Source organism: Pseudomonas sp. 51_B, from assembly GCF_017491595.1.
Lineage (GTDB): Bacteria > Pseudomonadota > Gammaproteobacteria > Pseudomonadales > Pseudomonadaceae > Aquipseudomonas > Aquipseudomonas promysalinigenes.
The window spans coordinates 161,368-179,013 of sequence record NZ_JAFGYW010000004.1 but is presented as its reverse complement, the minus strand read 5'-3'; the positions used below and the strand labels follow the sequence as shown (position 1 = coordinate 179,013).

Sequence of the window (17,646 nt, the reverse complement as noted above, 5' to 3'; positions counted from 1 at the left end):
AGCACTGGCACGGCGGAAATCATGGCCAATACTTAAAGTGTTGGCGCGGCGCATCCCCCCAAGTGGCGCGCCGATAAAGGTGCTCAGGGACCGCGTACCTTTGTTTTACTCCTAATGGTCTTAACCCGGATTCCCCCCCCAGAACCCGGGTTTTTTTTTGCCCAGGCAGCGGGGAAAGGGTCACCGTACTCGAGCTTGGGGGAACAGGCGCTTGAAGTTGTTCGTCGTTTGTTCAGCCAACTGCTCGTAGCTGACGCCGCGCAACGATGCTACATACTCGGCCACTTCGCGCACATACTGAGGCAAGTTCGGCTTGCCGCGATGCGGGATGGGTGCGAGGTAGGGCGAGTCGGTTTCGACCAGCAGGCGATCAACCGGTACCTGCCGAGCCACTTCACGCAGGGCCTCGGCATTGCGGAAGGTGACGATTCCCGATAGCGAAATGTAGTAACCCAGCTCCAGCGCTGCCTTGGCCATCTGCCAGTCTTCGGTGAAGCAGTGCAACACACCTGCCTGGGGCAAGTTGGCTTCACGCAGTAAGGCCAAAGTATCGGCCTGCGCAGCACGGGTATGCACGATCACCGGCTTGCCGGTCTGGCGCGAGGCCTCCAGATGCAGTCGGAACGACGCCTGCTGCAACTCGGCGGCTTCGGGTTCGTAGTGATAGTCAAGGCCCGTCTCACCGATCGCTACCACGTGCGGGTGGGCAAGCTCGCTCAGCAGCCATTGCAGCGCTGGAGTTTCCCCGGGCGCAAGGTCCAGCGGATGCACGCCCACGGAGCAATCGACATCGGGGTACTGTTCACTCAGCGCCTTCACCGCACCGGCGTTTTCAGCACTGACACCGATGCACAGAAAATGCCCTACCCCACGCTCGCGCGCTGCCTGCAATGCAGCGTCGAGGGAGCCCTGGTGGGCGCTCAGGTCAAGACGGTCGAGATGGCAATGGGAATCTACGAGCATGGCAAACGGCACACATGAAAGAATGGAAAATCAACGAGAACCCGGCAGTTGCACCCAGTGGGCCAGTAGCGCCTCTAGCAGCAATACGCGATTGAGGTTGGCTTTGCCCAGCACCTTCTGTCGCTGTTCGAGGACCCAGGCCTGGGTTTGCAGCACTTTATCTTGGCGGGCCTTCTGCGCCAGGTACTGCACGACCTTGCGCATATCGGCCAAGCCCAGGCCCTCTTCATCCTGGGTCAATTGGTAGCGCAGAATCAACTGCGACCATTCGAAGAACCAGTCGAACAATAGCAACAACGGTACACTGCCCCAGGCCTCGGCCAATTGGCTCGGCGACTGCTGTTGCTTGAGCAGCTTTTTGACCCCATCGGTCACCAGCGCGCGCTGCTCCACAATACCTTGAGCCTGCAGGCTCGCAGCCCTTAGCGGCGACCCTGCAGCCAGAGTCAGCAGCTCCTGACGCTCGGATTCATCACAATCGGGTAGCGCCGAGGCCAGCCACGCCTGGCTCTGCTCAACGCTCGGCTGGGGGCACGCCACTTGCTGGCAGCGGCTTTTGATGGTCGGCAGCAGGCGACTGGGCTGGTGACTGACCAGAAGCAGCACAGTATCGCCAGACGGCTCTTCAAGGCTTTTGAGCAAGGCATTGGAGGCATTGACGTTCATCGCCTCGACCGGCTCGATCAAGACCACTTTACGCCCGCCCAGCTGCGCGGTCTGCACGACGAACGACACCAGTTCGCGTACCTGGTCTACCTTGATCGGCTTTTCAGCCTCTTCAGGTTCCAGTACGAAGTTGTCCGGATGGCTACCAGCCTTGAGCAGCAGGCAAGACTTGCACTGGCCGCAGGCATCCAGCCCATGTGGCTGCTGGCACAGCAACCGCGCCATCAGCCGCTCGGCCAGCGCACGCTTACCAATACCCTGCGGCCCGTGTAGCAGGTAAGCATGGGCATGGCGTTCACGGCCGGCCAGTTGCTGCCAAAGTGCCTGCTGCCAGGGATAGGCCTCAGCCACGGCAGCGCTCCACGATAGCGGGCAGCAGAACATCGATGGCGAGCTGTACCGCTTCGAGCGGCTGCGCCGCATCGAGCAGGGTATAGCGTCGCGGCTCGGCCTGGGCGCGCTGCAAATAGGCTTGGCGCACGGCCTCGAAGAACGCTTGCCCCTCCTGCTCGAAACGATCCAGGCGACCACGCGCAGCGGCACGGGCCAGGCCGACTTCAACTGGCAAATCGAAGACCAGGGTCAGGTCCGGGCGCAGATCACCCTGCACGAAGCGCTCAAGCTCAGCGATGCGCGCCACGGACAACCCACGGCCACCACCTTGGTAGGCATAGGTAGCGTCGGTAAATCGATCGCACAAGACAACGGCACCACGGGCCAAGGCCGGGCGAATCACCTGGGCCAGGTGCTGGGCACGGGCAGCGAACACCAACAGCAGTTCAGTATCTGCCGCCATCAGCTCATCACTGGGCGCCAACAACAGCTCACGGACCTTCTCGGCCAGCGGGGTCCCGCCAGGCTCGCGCGTCAGGACCACGTCCAGGCCCTGCTCACCCAGGCGCGCGGCCAGGTAATCACGGTTGGTGCTCTTGCCCGCGCCTTCGGGGCCTTCCAAAGTAATAAACAAGCCGCTCACAGGCAGTCCTTAGTGTTGGTCGTCGGGCGTTGGCGCATCTGCCGGTGCAGCTTCGCCGGCGGCACCCTGCTCTGCAGGTTCGGCAGTGCCAGCAGGCGCACTTTGCGGTGCCGGGCTGGAGCGGTAATCCGCGCGACGTTTGAGCTGGAACTCGCGCACCGCCGAGTTGTGATCGTCCAGGTCATCGGAAAAAACATGGCTGCCGTCGCCACGAGCAACAAAATACAAGCTAGTGCCATCGGCTGGGTTGAGCGCGGCATGAATTGCCTCACGCCCGACCATGGCAATGGGTGTAGGCGGCAACCCGGTCATGGTGTAGGTGTTATAGGGTGTCGGTTCACGCAGGTCGGCGCGGGTGATCTTGCCGTTGTAACGCTCACCCATGCCGTAGATGACCGTCGGGTCGGTCTGCAGCATCATGCCCAGGCGCAGGCGGCGTACGAATACCCCGGCAATTTGCCCACGCTCCTGGGGGATGCCGGTTTCCTTTTCCACCAGCGAGGCCATGATCAGTGCCTGATACGGGTCGCGGTAGGGCAAGTCCGTCGTACGCTCTGCCCACTCCTTGGCCAGCACTTCGTCCAGGCGCATATAGGCCTGCTGCAGCAGTTCCACATCGCTCATGCCGCGCACGAAGCGGTAGGTGTCGGGGAAGAAACGGCCTTCAGGGAAAACACCCGTGTGGCCGAGCTTATCCATCACCTCGGCATCGGACAATCCATCGAGCGTGTGTTTGATCTTTTCATGCCTGGCCACTGCGGCGCGCACCTGGCGGAAGGTCCAACCTTCGACCAGTGTCAGGTTGTACTGCACCACATCGCCACGGCGCCAGGCATCGAACAACTGTGCCACGGTCATACCCGGCGTGAGACGGTACTCACCGGTATGCAGCGGCGTACCGGCCATATTGAAGCGCCAGTAAAGGCGCAGCCACACAGCATCGTCCAACAGGCCCTCGGCCTGCATGCGATAGAACATGCGATTGGGGTTGGTGCCATTGGGCACATCGAGCAGGCGCTCTCGCGCCACATGCAGGGGCTGCTCCAGGACAGAGTGGACCTTCCACGCCGACCAGCCCAGGGCGAGGCCGGCGAGGATCAAGCCCATTTCCAGCAGCAGCAGGAATTTGCGTCTCACGAATTCAGGTATCCAGTAACGTACGAGCAACGGCCTGCAGTTTACGGGTGAGCGGCCCCGGCGACCAGTTGAGCGCGCCAACTGCACGCACCGGCCAGACACCGTAGACACTATTGCAGACGAACACTTCATTAGCCTGCTGCAGTTCTTCGAAAGCGATGTCACGAACCTGGGTTGGCATGCCCATGCGCGGCGCAAGCTCCAGCAGGGCACCACGCATCACACCGGCAACACCGCAACGGCTGAGGTCGGCCGTTACCAGCACGCCAGCACTTACCATGAACAGGTTGCTGTACACCCCTTCGACCACCCTGCCCTGCCCATCCCGCATCAAGCCTTCGGCATGTTCGCCGTCCTGCCATTCGGCACGGGCCAGCACTTGCTCCAGGCGATTGAGATGTTTGAGCCCAGCCAGCAACGGTTGTTCCCCAAGCCGGGTTTGGCAGGGGAACAACCTAACGCCATGCTCGGCGTGCTCGGCAGGATAGCTGGGCAGTGGCGCGCCCTGCAGAATACGCCGCGGCGCAACACCGGCAGCGGGCGCATACCCGCGCTGGCTGTCACCGCGGGTGAGAACCAGCTTGGCAACACCGTCACCCAGCTGGCGAGCGAAGCGTTGGATTTCGTCACCTACCAGCGCCAGGTCAGCATCGATTGCCAGGCGCTTGCACCCCAGGGCCAAGCGGGCCAGATGCCCGTCCATCAGGCTGGCACGCCCACCACGCACGGCGATGGTCTCGAACAGCCCATCACCGTAGGCCAGGCCGCGGTTCTGCAGATTGATTGCAGTAGCGTCCTGGCCGTCGACCCAGCAGTGCATCAGTCAGCGAACCGGCGGAATACCAGCGAACCGTTGGTGCCACCAAAACCGAACGAGTTGGACAACACTACATCGATTGGCATGCTGCGCGCCTGATGTGGCACGAAGTCGAGGTCGCAGCCTTCATCCGGCTCATCGAGATTGATGGTCGGCGGCGCCATCTGGCTGTTGATCGCCAGCACGCTGAAGATCGCCTCCACCGCACCGGCGGCGCCAAGCAGGTGCCCGGTCATCGATTTGGTCGAGCTGACAGCCAGCTTGTAGGCATGATCACCGAACACACGCTTGATCGCCGCTACTTCGGCGATGTCACCGGCTGGCGTCGAAGTACCGTGGGCATTGATGTAGCTGACCGCCTCAGGCGCGATACCAGCATCACGCAAGGCATTGGCCATGCAACGGGCTGCGCCCTCACCGCTGTCGGGTGGCGAGGTCATATGGTAAGCGTCGCCGCTCATGCCAAAACCAACCAACTCGGCATAGATGGTCGCACCGCGTGCCTTGGCGTGTTCGAGCTCCTCGAGTACCAGGGCGCCGGCACCGTCAGACAGCACGAAGCCGTCACGGCCCTTGTCCCAGGGACGACTGGCACGGGCTGGTTCATCGTTGCGGGTCGACAGCGCACGGGATGCGCCGAAGCCTCCCATCCCCAGACCACAAGCGGCCATTTCGGCGCCACCGGCAATCATCACATCAGCTTCGCCGTAAGCGATGTTGCGCGCAGCCATGCCGATGCAGTGGGTGCCAGTGGTACACGCCGTGGCGATGGCGTAGTTCGGCCCCTGCAGCCCCAGATGGATCGATAGGAAGCCAGAGATCATGTTAATGATCGAGCCCGGCACGAAGAACGGAGAAATACGGCGCGGGCCCTGCTCGTGCAGGGTACGGCTGGTTTCTTCGATGTTGGTCAGGCCGCCGATACCCGAGCCCATGGCCACGCCAATGCGCTCACGGTTGGCATCGGTGACTTCAAGGCCGGCGTTGCGCACCGCCTGAAAACCGGCTGCCAAGCCGTACTGGATGAACAGGTCGAGTTTGCGGGCTTCTTTTGCCGACAGGTATTGCTCAACCTCGAAGCCTTTCACCGAGCCGCCAAAACGGGTGGAGTAGGCAGACAGGTCCGTGTGCTCGATCGGACCAATGCCACTGCGGCCAGCCAGAATGCCCTGCCAGGTGCTCGGTACATCGGTACCCAGTGGCGACAGCATACCCATACCGGTGACCACGACGCGTCTACGCGACACAGTACTCTCCTTTTCTAATCACAGAGTTTCTTGCCATTGCATTCAAGCAATGGAATGAAATGGCAACAAGCTCTCGCAGCGAGCGAAATGACGCCATGGGCTTGCAAAGAAAAAACCGCACGCCAGCAAAGGCAGTGCGGTTCTTCTCGACAAGAAGCGTCGACTACAACGTCTTAAGCCTGGTGGTTCTTGACGTAGTCGATTGCAGCTTGAACGGTAGTGATCTTCTCGGCTTCTTCGTCAGGGATTTCGGTCTCGAATTCCTCTTCCAGAGCCATCACCAGCTCAACGGTGTCAAGCGAATCGGCACCCAGGTCATCGACGAAGGACTTCTCAGCAGTCACTTCCTCTTCCTTGACGCCCAGTTGCTCGGCGACGATTTTCTTGACGCGTTCTTCGATGGTGCTCATACCTAGTTTTCACTCCTAATGGACATATGTCAGGCAGCTGGCCGGTGACCAAGTTTATAGAAAGACGTTCGCTTTTCAAGCGGAACGATCCTTCCCTTGAGCAACCTCACCGGCTGCCTGGAATCTGGTTGCAGCTTTATAACGGATTTTAGGCTCGCAGTATGACTCTTTTTTGAAGCAATCCGTCACATCGCATTGCAGTTTTACATGTACATCCCGCCGTTGACCGGCACGGTTGCGCCGGTAACGTAGCCAGCGCCGTCCGATGCCAGGAACGAAACCACCTTAGCGATTTCCTCAGCCTGGCCCAGGCGGCCCAGCGGAATTTGCGTCTGCAGGGCTTCGCGCTGCGCTTCTGGCAGCTCGCGGGTCATGTCTGTGTCGATGAAGCCTGGGGTAACCGAATTGACGGTGATACCCCGCGAGCCCACTTCACGCGCCAGCGCACGGCTGAAGCCTTCGAGGCCGGCCTTGGCCGCCGCGTAGTTGGCCTGGCCGGCGTTGCCCATGGCACCGACGACCGAGCCGATGCTGATGATACGACCCCAACGCGCCTTGGTCATGCCGCGCAGTACGCCCTTGGACAGACGGTAAAGGCTGTTCAGGTTGGTATCGATCACGTCGAACCACTCGTCGTCCTTCATGCGCAGCATGAGGTTGTCACGGGTGATGCCGGCATTGTTGACCAGAATGGCGGGGGCGCCGAACTGCTCGCCGATAGCGCTCAGCACAGCTTCCACGGACTCGGCGCTGGTGACGTTCAGCTCCATGCCAGTGCCAGCGATCCCATGCTCTTTGAGGGTGGCAGCGATGCGCTCGGCACCGGAAGCCGAAGTGGCGGTACCGATCACGGTCGCGCCCTGGCGGCCCAGCTCGAGGGCGATAGCCTGGCCAATACCACGGCTAGCGCCGGTGACCAGTGCAACTTTACCTTGCAGGCTCATGCAAGCTTCTCCAAATCAGGCCAGCGCCGCACGGGTGGCGGCGACAGCATCAGGGGTATTGAGGTTGTAAGTGGTCACGCCCTCGGCGCAACGCTTGTTCAAGCCGGCCAGCACCTTGCCCGGGCCGCACTCCACCAGGTTCACCGCGCCATTGGCGGCCAAGGTCTGCACGCACTCAACCCAGCGCACGGGCTGATACAGTTGCGCCAACAGGTCTTGTTTGAGCGCATCGAGGTCGGCGGCGATGGCCGCGGTGACGTTCTGCACCACTGGAATCTGCGGGGCCTTCCACTCGATGGCGTTGACCGCCTCGGCGAAACGCTCGGCGGCAGGCTTCATCAGCGCACAGTGCGACGGCACACTGACCGCCAGCGGCAGAGCACGCTTGGCGCCCGCCTCTTTGCACAGTTCGATGGCACGGTCCACTGCAGCCTTGTTGCCGGCGATCACCACCTGGCCAGGGGAGTTGAAGTTCACCGCACTGACCACTTGATCTTCGGCGGCCTTGGCGCAGATCTCGACTACCACCGCGTCATCCAGGCCAAGGATGGCCGCCATGGCGCCGTGACCTGCAGGTACGGCTTCCTGCATCAGCTGGCCACGGCGCTCGACCAGACGCACCGCGTCCTTGAGGGTCAGGCTGCCAGCGGCGACCAGTGCACTGTACTCACCCAGGCTATGCCCGGAAACGAAAGCTGGCTGCGCGCCGCCTTCTTCCAGCCACAGGCGCCACAGGGCGATCGAGGCGGTAAGAATCGCCGGCTGGGTCTTGTCGGTTTGATTGAGCTTTTCTTCCGGTCCATTCTGGACCAGGTCCCAAAGGTCGTAGCCCAGAGCTTCGGAGGCCTCCTTGAAGGTCTCGATGATCACCGGCTTTTCGGCGCCCAGCTCTTTGAGCATGCCCAGGGATTGGGAACCTTGACCGGGGAAGACGAATGCGAGGGATGCAGACATTGAACAAGCCCTTATGATCTTGTCATCGGATAGAGTGCGCCAGCCAAAGGCCAGGCGCGGAATCTGGAAACTTGGATGGAAACGCAGACCAAGCGGTCACATTTAAGCACTTCATCTTTTAAATGCCTAAGGTAACAGGTCTTCAAGCCGGCCATGCAGCCGCCGTGGGAGGTTTTCCTGGATCTCGATCAGCGCCCGTTGGATCGCGCTTTGAAATCCTTGGACGCCCGCCGAACCATGGCTTTTGATAACGATGCCCTGCAGGCCGAGAAAGCTTGCGCCATTGTGCCGCGCTGGCGCGAGGTCAGCCTGCAGGCGCTTGAGCAGCGGCATCGCCAATACCCCAGCTATCCGCGACAACGCGCCGCCCTTGAACAATTGCTCGATACGCTGACCAATCATGGTAGCAAGGCCTTCGCTGGACTTGAGCAGGATGTTGCCAACGAAGCCGTCGCACACCACCACATCCGCTTCGCCACGATACAGGCCGTCACCCTCGACGAAACCAACATAATTGAGGCCACGGGCATCCTGCAGCAAGCCGGCTGCCAGCTTGACCTGCTGATTCCCCTTGATGTCCTCGGTACCGATGTTCAGCAAAGCGACCCGCGGCCTGTGGATACCCAAGGCCTGGGCCGCCACCGAGCCCATCACCGCAAACTGGTACAGATTATCGGCACTGCAATCCACGTTGGCACCCAGGTCGAGCAACTGGCAATAGCCTGACTGCGTAGGGATTGCCGCGACCATGGCCGGCCGGTCGATACCTGGGAGGGTCTTGAGCACGAAACGCGACAACGCCATCAGCGCGCCGGTATTGCCGGCACTGACGCAGGCCTGAGCCTTGCCGTCACGCACCAGTTCGAGGGCAATGCGCATCGACGAATCCGGTTTACCACGCAACGCTTGGGATGGCCGCTCGTCCATGTCAATCACCTCACTGGCGGCGACAATCTGCAGGCGCGCGCGATCCGCAGCTGATAGGCCGCTGACCAGTTCTTCAAGGAGGGAGGGTTGACCGACGAGGGTCAGGTGCAGCGAAGGGGTAGCCGAAAGGCAAGCAATGCTAGCCTGGACAATGCTGCGGGGACCGAAGTCCCCGCCCATTGCGTCGATCGCGATGATCTGAGCGGACAAGGATTACTCGTCAGCGCCCTTGTCGATCACTTTGCGACCACGGTATACGCCTTCTGGCGAAACGTGGTGACGCAGGTGTACTTCACCGGTGGTTTTTTCTACCGACAGCGCGTTTTCCGACAGAGCGTCGTGCGAACGGCGCATGTCACGGGCAGAGCGGGATTTTTTGTTCTGCTGAACAGCCATAATTGATTAACTCCTAAACGTTTGGGTCACGCTTTAACTGCGCCAAAACACTGAACGGGTTGGACCGCGATACCTCGTCCTTGCTCGAGTCGGGCTCGTCTGCGCCCGCCGGCTGCTGGCATTCTTCCGGATGATGAGCAGGCACGATAGGCAAGGCGAGCAGCAGCTCCTCCTCGACCAAAGCCTGCAGATCCAAAGGATCTTCGCCCAGTTCCAGCACGTCATAGCCTTTCGGCAACGACTGGGTATTCGCACCCTCCTTCACCACAGCGTAAGTACACTCGCTGTGGATCGGCAGGGTGACCAGCTCAAGACAACGCTGGCAAACCATTTTGACTTCGACGTCCAGCTCGCTGTGGATAACCACCACGTGCTGTTCATCTCGTTCAAAATCGAACTTCGCCTGCACCGTACCGACATCGTCGGAAAGCGGGTCGCAGAGTCTTTCCAAATCAGCGAGTTGCAGCGTACCAGTGATGGATACGCCTCGATCGGCTAATTTGCGCGGGTCAACGTGAGGTGGAATCGGGTCATTCAACATAGGCGCAGCATTCTAGGGATGCCCCCCGCCCCTGTCAAAGGAAATTAGGCGGCATCTCGCATGTTAGAATCAGGTTCAACTGACCAGGAGTCTATCATGCTGCCTTTGTTGTTGGCTTCCAGCTCTGCTTACCGGCGCGAACTGCTCGCGCGCCTGCGCCTGCCCTTCACCTGGGCCAGCCCCGATATAGATGAACGACGCCTGGCTGACGAGCCCGCCACGCAGCTGGTTCAGCGCCTAGCGAGGCAGAAAGCCGAAGCGCTTGCCGAGGATCACCGCCAGCATCTGATCATTGGCTCAGACCAGGTGGCCGTGCTGGGTGAGCAGATCATCGGCAAGCCACACACCTTCGAGCGCGCCTGCGAGCAACTGCTCGAGTCCAGCGGCCAGCAAGTGACCTTCCTGACTGGGCTGGCACTGCTCAATACAGCGAGCGGGCAATGCCAGGTCGACTGCGTGCCGTTCACGGTAACGATGCGCGAATTGAGCAGGGAGCGTGTCGAGCGCTACGTGAGGGCGGAGCAGCCATTGGATTGCGCCGGCAGCTTCAAGGCCGAGGGCCTGGGAGTGAGTTTGTTTCAGAGCACCCATGGGTGCGATTCGACGAGCTTGATCGGGCTGCCGCTGATTCGGCTGGTGGATATGCTGACCCGTGAAGGCGTGGCTGTTCCCTAGCCTGGCTTGGGGGCTATGGTGCCGTCGAGATCAAGCGCCGCAGGGGCGGCACTTGATCTGACCAGCACCACGAAACTCAAGGCACACTCAACGCAACTGCGGGCCCTGGAACCCCATCCACATCGCCAGGTGCTCAGCCACACTGGCACCGATGCGCTTGGAGAACCGGTCGAACGGCGACTCCTGCACGGTGTAATCGACCAGATCCTTCTCACCGACCACTTCACGCGCTACGTAACTGGCACTGCCCAAGCCATCCACCAACCCCAGCGACTTGGCCTGCTCACCCGACCAGATCAGCCCACTGAACAGTTCCGGATGCTCTTTGTCCTTCAAGCGGTCACCGCGGCCCTGCTTGACCATGGCGATGAACTGCTGGTGCGTGGTGTTGAGCACACCCTGCCAGAACGCACGCTCATCAGGCTTTTCCGGCGAGAACGGATCAAGGAAGGCCTTGTGCTCCCCTGCGGTATAACTACGGCGCTCGACACCCAACTTCTCCATCGCGCCGACAAAGCCATAGCCGGCCGCCGTCACGCCAATGGAGCCCACCAGGCTCGCCTTGTCGGCATAGATCTCATCCGCAGCACTGGCGATGTAATAGGCGCCGGAGGCCCCTAGATCAGTGATGACCGCATAGAGCTTGGTGTCCGGGTGCTCGGCGCGCAGCCGACGGATCTCGTCATACACATACCCTGCCTGCACCGGGCTGCCACCTGGGCTATTGATGCGCATGACCACCGCCTTGGTCTTTGGGTCCTTGAACGCTTCGCGCAGGCTCTTGATCAGATTATCGGCACTGGCAGCTTCCTGATCGGCGATCACACCCCGCACCTCAACCAGCGCTGTATGATTGCCGCTTCGGGTAGCCGCTGCATCCATATCCATCAACGGCGTGAACAGCACAAGAATGCCGAACAGGTAGACGAAGGTCAGCAGCTTGAAGAATATCCCCCAGCGCCGCGCCCGACGCTGCTCCTGAACGCCTGCCAGCAGCGTCTTTTCCAAGAGTTTCCAGCTCTTTTGCTCGACACGAACCTCTTCGTTACGTGCTTCGCGCGCTTCGCGAGCGAGGCGCTCCTCTTCGGTTTCGTTAACCGGCGCTTTCCACTCGTCAGCCATGCTCACCTACCCTGGAATTGAATTTGCCTGGAACCGGCCAGCCACTCGCGCAGCTGGGAAAAATGATCGATGCACACTTGCGGCCCGAACTCGGCCAGCGCCTCTAGCGACATGGCACCGTAGCCCACCGCCACCGAATGCATGCCCGCGTTGCTGGCCATTTGCAGGTCGAATGCAGAATCTCCGACCATCAGTGCCCGCCCCGGTTCTACAGCGCAATGCTTGAGGATTTCCTCGAGCATCAGCGGGTGGGGCTTACCGCGGGTTTCATCGGCGGCCCGCGTGATATCGAAAAAGTGCTCCCAGCCATTAACCCTCAGTACCCGGTCAAGTCCGCGGCGGGCCTTGCCGGTAGCTACCGCCAGGCGATAACCCTCGGCCCGGAAGGCATCCAGCGACTCGACCACACCCTCAAACAGCGGCGAGGGCTGCTGATCCAGGGCCATATAGATGTCGGCGTAGTGCTGACGGAAGGTTCCGACCTGCCGGGGATCGAGGTGCGGATACAGCGTCGAGATCGCCTCCCCCAGCGCCAGACCGATGATGCCCTTGACCGCACCTTCGGCACTGGGCGCCTCGCCCGCTCGCTCGGCAGCGGCGTTCATCGCCTCGACGATGCGGCCGATCGAATCGGCCAGGGTGCCATCCCAATCGAAAATCAGCAGTTGGTAATCACGGCGCACTGAGTCGCTCCACGGTTTTGGCCCAGACCTCATCCACAGGCGCCTCGACCTTGAGCTCGCCACCGTCGGGCAGTGGCACGGTCAAGGCGTAGGCATGCAGGAACAGGCGCTTGCCCCCCAACTCGCGAATCTCGCGACTGAAGTCTTCGTCGCCGTACTTGCTGTCGCCAGCAATCATGTGCCCGGCATGCAGGGTGTGCACGCGGATCTGGTGGGTGCGGCCGGTGATCGGGCGGGCTTCGACGATGGTGGCGAACTCGCCGAACCGGCGCAGCACTCGGAACAGGGTCAGCGCTTCTTTGCCCTCGTCATTGACTTCGACCATGCGCTCACCAGAGCGCAGGTTACTTTTTAGCAGCGGTGCATTGACTTGCTTCTTCGAGGTAGGCCAGTGGCCGCGCACCAGGGCCATGTAGCGTTTGTCCACCCCATCGCCGCGCAGGGCAGCATGCAGATGGCGCAGCATGCTGCGCTTCTTGGCGATCATCAACAGGCCAGAGGTGTCACGGTCCAGGCGGTGCACCAGCTCCAACTCCTTGGCGTCCGGGCGCAACTGGCGCAGTGCTTCGATCACCCCGAAACTCAGGCCGCTACCACCATGTACGGCGATACCGGCTGGCTTGTTCATCACGATCAACGCCTTGTCTTCATAGACGATGGCCGCCTCCAGGCGCTGCAGCAGCCCCTGAGCCACTGGCGCCGGCTCATCGCGCTCTGGCAAACGCACCGGCGGCACGCGCACGATATCGCCAGCTTGAATTTTATACTCAGGTTTGACCCGCCCCTTGTTGACGCGCACCTCACCCTTGCGCAGGATGCGATAGACCAGCGTCTTGGGCACGCCCTTGAGTGCGGTGATAAGGAAATTGTCGATACGTTGGCCGGCAAGTTCCGGCGCGACTTCTATCAGCTGTACGCCGGAAGTCGGAGGGGTATTGGTCGTCATGGAGGGGATCATAACAATTATTTATGGAATTGAAGCACTTAATCATTACTGCTATAGTCGCGAACGCCGCCAAAAGCGGCAGGCCAGCGAAACCGGGCCCTTGGCCGGTTCCTGACCTAAGCAGCTCTCCAGGACGCGAGGCCGTCCTACGGGGTTTTCGCCAGTTTACCGAATTGCCTGGAATCGCCACCAGCGCCGTGTAGAGAAGACCGAAAAAAAACGACAAGTGTGGTTGTTCACCTGCTTCCCGATTCTTTTCGCAGCACCTCTGCCCGCCCCGTCGCTTCCACGCAACGCAAGGCGAATGCTTCGGAAATACCTGCCTTGGATATGTAATGGCGTCAGCTTCGCGTTCGAAGCTGGCGAAAAATGCAACCCGTTGCGGATTCAGCGCGCGGCAGCACCCGAATTATCAGGGATACGTGCAGGGTGGAGATGCACAGCCCTCGGACCGTGTAGCACCGCGTCCGGCCACCGGCCCACTGACTTGGCCGGCGAGCGGATAAGGTCCTGAACAGATGCCCTAGGGCGTCCACGGCTGACGGTTGATTCCTCCTCCTGACTGAGTGCACGAGGCCCGCTTGGTTGATTCGGATACCCATTCGAAGCCACCGGGGCCTGGTAGGCACCGCAGCAAACAGGACGCGTCGTCGCGACAACGGCAGGCTGGGTAACGGCTGGTGCCGAACGTTGCTCGACACGGGGGTGGCCCGGCCACCCTTTGCGCACCTTGGCACCGACCATGAGAAGTCGTGTGTGCCGAACGCCGTTTCCGGCAGCCCGGAAACCGACGGTACAACATGAAAAGAATGCTGATTAACGCAACTCAACCCGAAGAGTTGCGTGTAGCTCTGGTGGACGGCCAACGTCTGTACGACCTGGACATCGAGTCCGGGGCGCGTGAGCAGAAAAAGGCCAACATCTACAAAGGCAAGATCACCCGGATCGAGCCAAGCCTGGAAGCCGCGTTCGTCGACTTCGGCTCCGAACGTCACGGCTTCCTGCCGCTGAAGGAAATCTCCCGCGAATACTTCAAGAAAGCCCCTGAAGGCCGGGTCAACATCAAGGAAGTCCTGAGCGAAGGCCAGGAAGTCATCGTTCAGGTCGAGAAGGAAGAGCGCGGCAACAAAGGCGCCGCCCTGACCACCTTCATCAGCCTGGCTGGCCGCTACCTGGTGCTGATGCCCAACAACCCGCGTGCCGGGGGCATTTCCCGCCGCATCGAAGGCGAAGAGCGTAACGAACTGCGCGAAGCCCTCAACGGCCTGACCGTACCGGGCGACATGGGCCTGATCGTGCGCACCGCAGGCCTTGGCCGCAGCAGCGAAGAAATGCAGTGGGACCTGGACTACCTGCTGCAGCTGTGGACCGCCATCAAGGAAGCCTCCCTTGACCGCGCCGCGCCATTCCTGATCTACCAGGAAAGCAACGTCATCATCCGCGCCATCCGCGACTACCTGCGCCAGGACATCGGCGAAGTACTGATCGACAGCATCGATGCCCAGGAAGAAGCCCTGACCTTCATCCGCCAGGTCATGCCGCAGTACGCCAGCAAGGTCAAGCTCTACGAAGACAGCGTCCCGCTGTTCAACCGTTTCCAGATCGAAAGCCAGATCGAGACCGCTTTCCAGCGCGTCGTCGACCTGCCGTCCGGTGGCTCGATCGTGATCGACCCGACCGAGGCCCTGGTCTCTATCGACATCAACTCGGCGCGCGCCACCAAGGGCAGCGACATCGAGGAAACCGCCCTGCAGACCAACCTGGAAGCGGCCGAAGAAATCGCCCGCCAGTTGCGCCTGCGTGATATCGGCGGCCTGATCGTCATCGACTTCATCGACATGACCCCGGCCAAGAACCAGCGCGCGGTTGAAGAGCGCGTGCGTGAATGCCTGGAAGCCGACCGTGCTCGCGTGCAGGTTGGCCGTATTTCGCGCTTCGGCCTGCTTGAGATGTCCCGTCAGCGCCTGCGCCCGTCACTCGGCGAAAGCAGCGGCATCGTCTGCCCACGCTGCTCCGGCACCGGCATCATCCGTGACGTGGAGTCGCTGTCGCTGGCGATTCTGCGCCTGATCGAAGAAGAAGCCCTGAAGGACCGCACCGCCGAAGTCCGCGCCCAGGTACCGATCCCGGTAGCGGCCTTCCTGCTCAACGAGAAACGCAATTCGATCACCAAGATCGAACTGCGAACCCGTGCGCGCATCATCATCCTGCCGAACGATCACCTGGAAACGCCGCACTTCGAAGTCCAGCGCCTGCGCGACGACAACCCGGAAGTGCTGAACAACCAGTCCAGCTACGAAATCGCCGCCGCCGAAGCCGAAGAGGCTCCGCAGCCGACCGCTACCCGCACCCTGGTGCGCCAGGAAGCCGCCGTGAAAACCGCGCCGGCCCGTGCCAATGCACCGGTACCGAGCGCCGGCGAAGAGCAACCGCAGTCGGCTGCACCTGCAGCGCCTGTAGTGAGTGCACCTGAGCCAAGCCTGTTCAAAGGCCTGGTGAAATCGCTGGTCAGCCTGTTCGCCGGTAAGGAGGCACCTGCTGCCGCGCCAGTGGTAGCCGCCCCAGAGAAGCCCGCTGCCGAGCGCAATGGCCGCAACGAAGAGCGTCGCAACGGCCGCCAGCAGAGCCGTAACCGCAACGGCCGCCGTGATGAAGAACGCAAACCACGCGAAGAACGTGCCGAGCGCTCCCCACGTGAAGAGCGCGCACCTCGTGAAGAGCGCGCCCCGCGTGAAGAACGTGCACCACGTCAGCCTCGCGAAGACCGTCGCGGCAACCGTGGCGAGGAGCGTGTGCGTGAATTGCGCGAGCCCCTGGACGCCCCAGCCGTAGAACGCGAAGAGCGTACGCCGCGTGACGAGCGCGCACCTCGTGAAGAACGTGCTCCGCGTGAAGAACGTGCTCCGCGTGAAGAACGCGCTCCGCGTGAAGAGCGTGCTCCGCGTGAAGAACGTGCACCTCGTGAAGAGCGTGCTCCGCGTGAAGAACGTGCACCTCGTGAAGAGCGTGCTCCGCGTGAAGAGCGTGCCCCTCGTGAGGAGCGTGCTCCACGTGAAGAACGCGCCCCTCGTGAAGAGCGCGCTCCGCGTGAAGACCGCCAGCCTCGCCCTGCCCGCGAAGAACGTCAGCCACGCCCTGCGGAGCAGGCGGCTGAGCAGGCTGCAGCACTGGCCGAAGAGCAACTGCCGAATGAGGAACTGCTGCAGGACGAGCAGGAAGGCACCGACGACGAGCGTCCTCGCCGCCGTTCTCGCGGCCAGCGTCGTCGCAGCAACCGCCGTGAGCGCCAGCGCAATGCCAATGGCGAGCTGATCGAAGGTAGCGATGAAGAAGGCAGCGAGGAGCAGCCACAGCAGCATCAGGCCACTGAGCTTGGCGCTGATCTGGCTGCAGGCCTCGCCGTAACTGCCGCTGTAGCCAGCAGCAAGATCAGCGCCAGTGCTGAGGCTCAAGCCAACCAGCAGGCCGAACGCGCCAGCGCTGAAGCCGCCACCAGCGAAAGCAGCCAAGCAGACGTGCCGACCGCACCGGCTGCCCAAGCCGAAGAAGCTGTCATCGCTCCAGCCGTTGAGCAACCCGTCAGCGAGCCAGTCACCGTGGTCGAAGCCGGCGTCGAACCAGTGGTCGAAGTCGCGGCGCAGCCAGCGGTCGAACCGGTAGTTGCTGCCGAGCCCGTTGAAGCACCTAGCGAAGCACCGGTGCAAGCCCCCGTGGTAAAAGCCGAGGTGGCCGGCGCGGCGCCAGTGGTCGAAGGCGGTGAAGCCGAGAAAGCTCCGCTGGAGGCAAAAGAGGCACCCGTTGCCGAGCAACCCGCTGCTATCAGCCCAGCCGAGCCGCAAGTGGCTGTAGCAGAGCCGGCCACTACGCAAGCTGCGCCAGCGCCTACAGAGCCCGCACCGGTGCAAACCCCGGCAGCCGTCGAGCCTGCAACCGTCATGCTGCCCAACGGCCGTGCTCCGAATGACCCACGTGAAGTGCGTCGTCGCAAGCGTGAAGCCGAGGCTGCTGCCAAGGCGGCTCAGCAAGCGGCCGAGCCTGTACTGGAAACTGCCGATGAGCAAAAACCACATCACGGTTGATCGCTCAAGCTGAATGAAAAAGCCCCGCCAGTGCGAACTGGCGGGGCTTTTTCTTGGCTAGTGGGTGACTCAATATCGTAAGCGTCCGGGTGAGTGTCCGGCGAACTGAGTGGATGTTGAATCAGTGCGAGCGGCGAACAAGTCTACACCGGCCAACGAGCCG

General features: G+C 61.6%; 17 protein-coding genes. 2 read left to right on the top strand and 15 right to left on the bottom strand.

Features of this window, described 5'->3' with window-relative positions; all coding sequences use genetic code 11:
- Positions 1 to 180: 180 nt before the first annotated feature.
- The 12 genes from J5M56_RS07400 to J5M56_RS07345 all read right to left on the bottom strand — a co-directional run bounded on the left by J5M56_RS07400 (position 181) and on the right by J5M56_RS07345 (position 9,978).
- Positions 181 to 963, bottom strand: coding sequence for a TatD family hydrolase (locus J5M56_RS07400; RefSeq protein ID WP_207936269.1), 783 nt, complete (start codon positions 961 to 963; stop codon positions 181 to 183).
- A gap of 30 nt (positions 964 to 993) precedes the next feature.
- The gene (locus J5M56_RS07395; RefSeq protein ID WP_207936267.1) at positions 994 to 1,980 is read right to left on the bottom strand and encodes a DNA polymerase III subunit delta'; all 987 of its coding nucleotides are present in this window, start codon (positions 1,978 to 1,980) and stop codon (positions 994 to 996) included.
- The gene (gene tmk, locus J5M56_RS07390) at positions 1,973 to 2,605 is read right to left on the bottom strand and encodes a dTMP kinase (protein WP_207936264.1); all 633 of its coding nucleotides are present in this window, start codon (positions 2,603 to 2,605) and stop codon (positions 1,973 to 1,975) included. Before tmk ends, J5M56_RS07395 begins: the two co-directional genes overlap by 8 nt.
- A gap of 9 nt (positions 2,606 to 2,614) precedes the next feature.
- Positions 2,615 to 3,742, bottom strand: coding sequence for an endolytic transglycosylase MltG (mltG, locus tag J5M56_RS07385; protein ID WP_207936261.1), 1,128 nt, complete (start codon positions 3,740 to 3,742; stop codon positions 2,615 to 2,617).
- Positions 3,743 to 3,746: 4 nt separating this feature from the next.
- Positions 3,747 to 4,562: an aminodeoxychorismate lyase gene (gene pabC / locus J5M56_RS07380; RefSeq protein WP_207936258.1), complete on the bottom strand. Its 816-nt coding sequence runs from the start codon at positions 4,560 to 4,562 to the stop codon at positions 3,747 to 3,749.
- On the bottom strand, positions 4,562 to 5,806 hold the full coding sequence (gene fabF / locus J5M56_RS07375) for a beta-ketoacyl-ACP synthase II (protein ID WP_060478226.1): 1,245 nt from the start codon (positions 5,804 to 5,806) through the stop codon (positions 4,562 to 4,564). The genes pabC and fabF overlap by 1 nt, the downstream gene beginning before the upstream one ends.
- A gap of 173 nt (positions 5,807 to 5,979) precedes the next feature.
- Positions 5,980 to 6,216 carry an acyl carrier protein gene (acpP, locus tag J5M56_RS07370; RefSeq protein ID WP_009685065.1) on the bottom strand — a complete coding sequence of 79 codons (237 nt, stop codon included), beginning with the start codon at positions 6,214 to 6,216 and terminating at the stop codon, positions 5,980 to 5,982.
- 203 nt (positions 6,217 to 6,419) lie between these two features.
- Positions 6,420 to 7,160, bottom strand: coding sequence for a 3-oxoacyl-ACP reductase FabG (gene fabG, locus J5M56_RS07365; protein ID WP_060478225.1), 741 nt, complete (start codon positions 7,158 to 7,160; stop codon positions 6,420 to 6,422).
- A 15-nt stretch (positions 7,161 to 7,175) separates the two neighbouring features.
- A complete protein-coding gene (fabD, locus tag J5M56_RS07360) occupies positions 7,176 to 8,114 on the bottom strand; it encodes an ACP S-malonyltransferase (RefSeq protein ID WP_186476666.1) in 939 nt (312 codons plus the stop codon).
- Positions 8,115 to 8,240: 126 nt separating this feature from the next.
- On the bottom strand, positions 8,241 to 9,251 hold the full coding sequence (gene plsX, locus J5M56_RS07355) for a phosphate acyltransferase PlsX (RefSeq protein ID WP_081016640.1): 1,011 nt from the start codon (positions 9,249 to 9,251) through the stop codon (positions 8,241 to 8,243).
- Between the two features lie 3 nt (positions 9,252 to 9,254).
- Positions 9,255 to 9,437 carry a 50S ribosomal protein L32 gene (rpmF, locus tag J5M56_RS07350; RefSeq protein WP_010223221.1) on the bottom strand — a complete coding sequence of 61 codons (183 nt, stop codon included), beginning with the start codon at positions 9,435 to 9,437 and terminating at the stop codon, positions 9,255 to 9,257.
- Between the two features lie 13 nt (positions 9,438 to 9,450).
- On the bottom strand, positions 9,451 to 9,978 hold the full coding sequence (locus J5M56_RS07345; RefSeq protein ID WP_060478222.1) for a YceD family protein: 528 nt from the start codon (positions 9,976 to 9,978) through the stop codon (positions 9,451 to 9,453).
- Between the two features lie 96 nt (positions 9,979 to 10,074).
- On the opposite strand from J5M56_RS07345, the gene J5M56_RS07340 reads away from it, so the two are divergent.
- Entirely contained in the window at positions 10,075 to 10,653 is a 579-nt protein-coding gene (locus tag J5M56_RS07340; RefSeq protein WP_186476665.1) for a nucleoside triphosphate pyrophosphatase, read from the top strand.
- Positions 10,654 to 10,740: 87 nt separating this feature from the next.
- Here J5M56_RS07340 and J5M56_RS07335 read toward each other — a convergent pair whose 3' ends face one another.
- Genes J5M56_RS07335 through rluC form a run of 3 tightly spaced genes read right to left on the bottom strand, consistent with a single transcriptional unit; the run spans position 10,741 to position 13,404 of the window.
- Positions 10,741 to 11,775 (bottom strand): S49 family peptidase, encoded by a 1,035-nt coding sequence (locus tag J5M56_RS07335; RefSeq protein WP_060478220.1) that lies wholly within the window; start codon positions 11,773 to 11,775, stop codon positions 10,741 to 10,743.
- A 2-nt stretch (positions 11,776 to 11,777) separates the two neighbouring features.
- On the bottom strand, positions 11,778 to 12,458 hold the full coding sequence (locus tag J5M56_RS07330; protein ID WP_207936256.1) for an HAD family hydrolase: 681 nt from the start codon (positions 12,456 to 12,458) through the stop codon (positions 11,778 to 11,780).
- A complete protein-coding gene (gene rluC / locus J5M56_RS07325) occupies positions 12,448 to 13,404 on the bottom strand; it encodes a 23S rRNA pseudouridine(955/2504/2580) synthase RluC (RefSeq protein WP_207936253.1) in 957 nt (318 codons plus the stop codon). Before rluC ends, J5M56_RS07330 begins: the two co-directional genes overlap by 11 nt.
- Positions 13,405 to 14,204: 800 nt before the next feature.
- Between rluC and rne the strand changes: the two genes are divergently transcribed.
- Positions 14,205 to 17,483, top strand: coding sequence for a ribonuclease E (rne, locus tag J5M56_RS07320; protein ID WP_207936250.1), 3,279 nt, complete (start codon positions 14,205 to 14,207; stop codon positions 17,481 to 17,483).
- Positions 17,484 to 17,646: the final 163 nt, after the last annotated feature.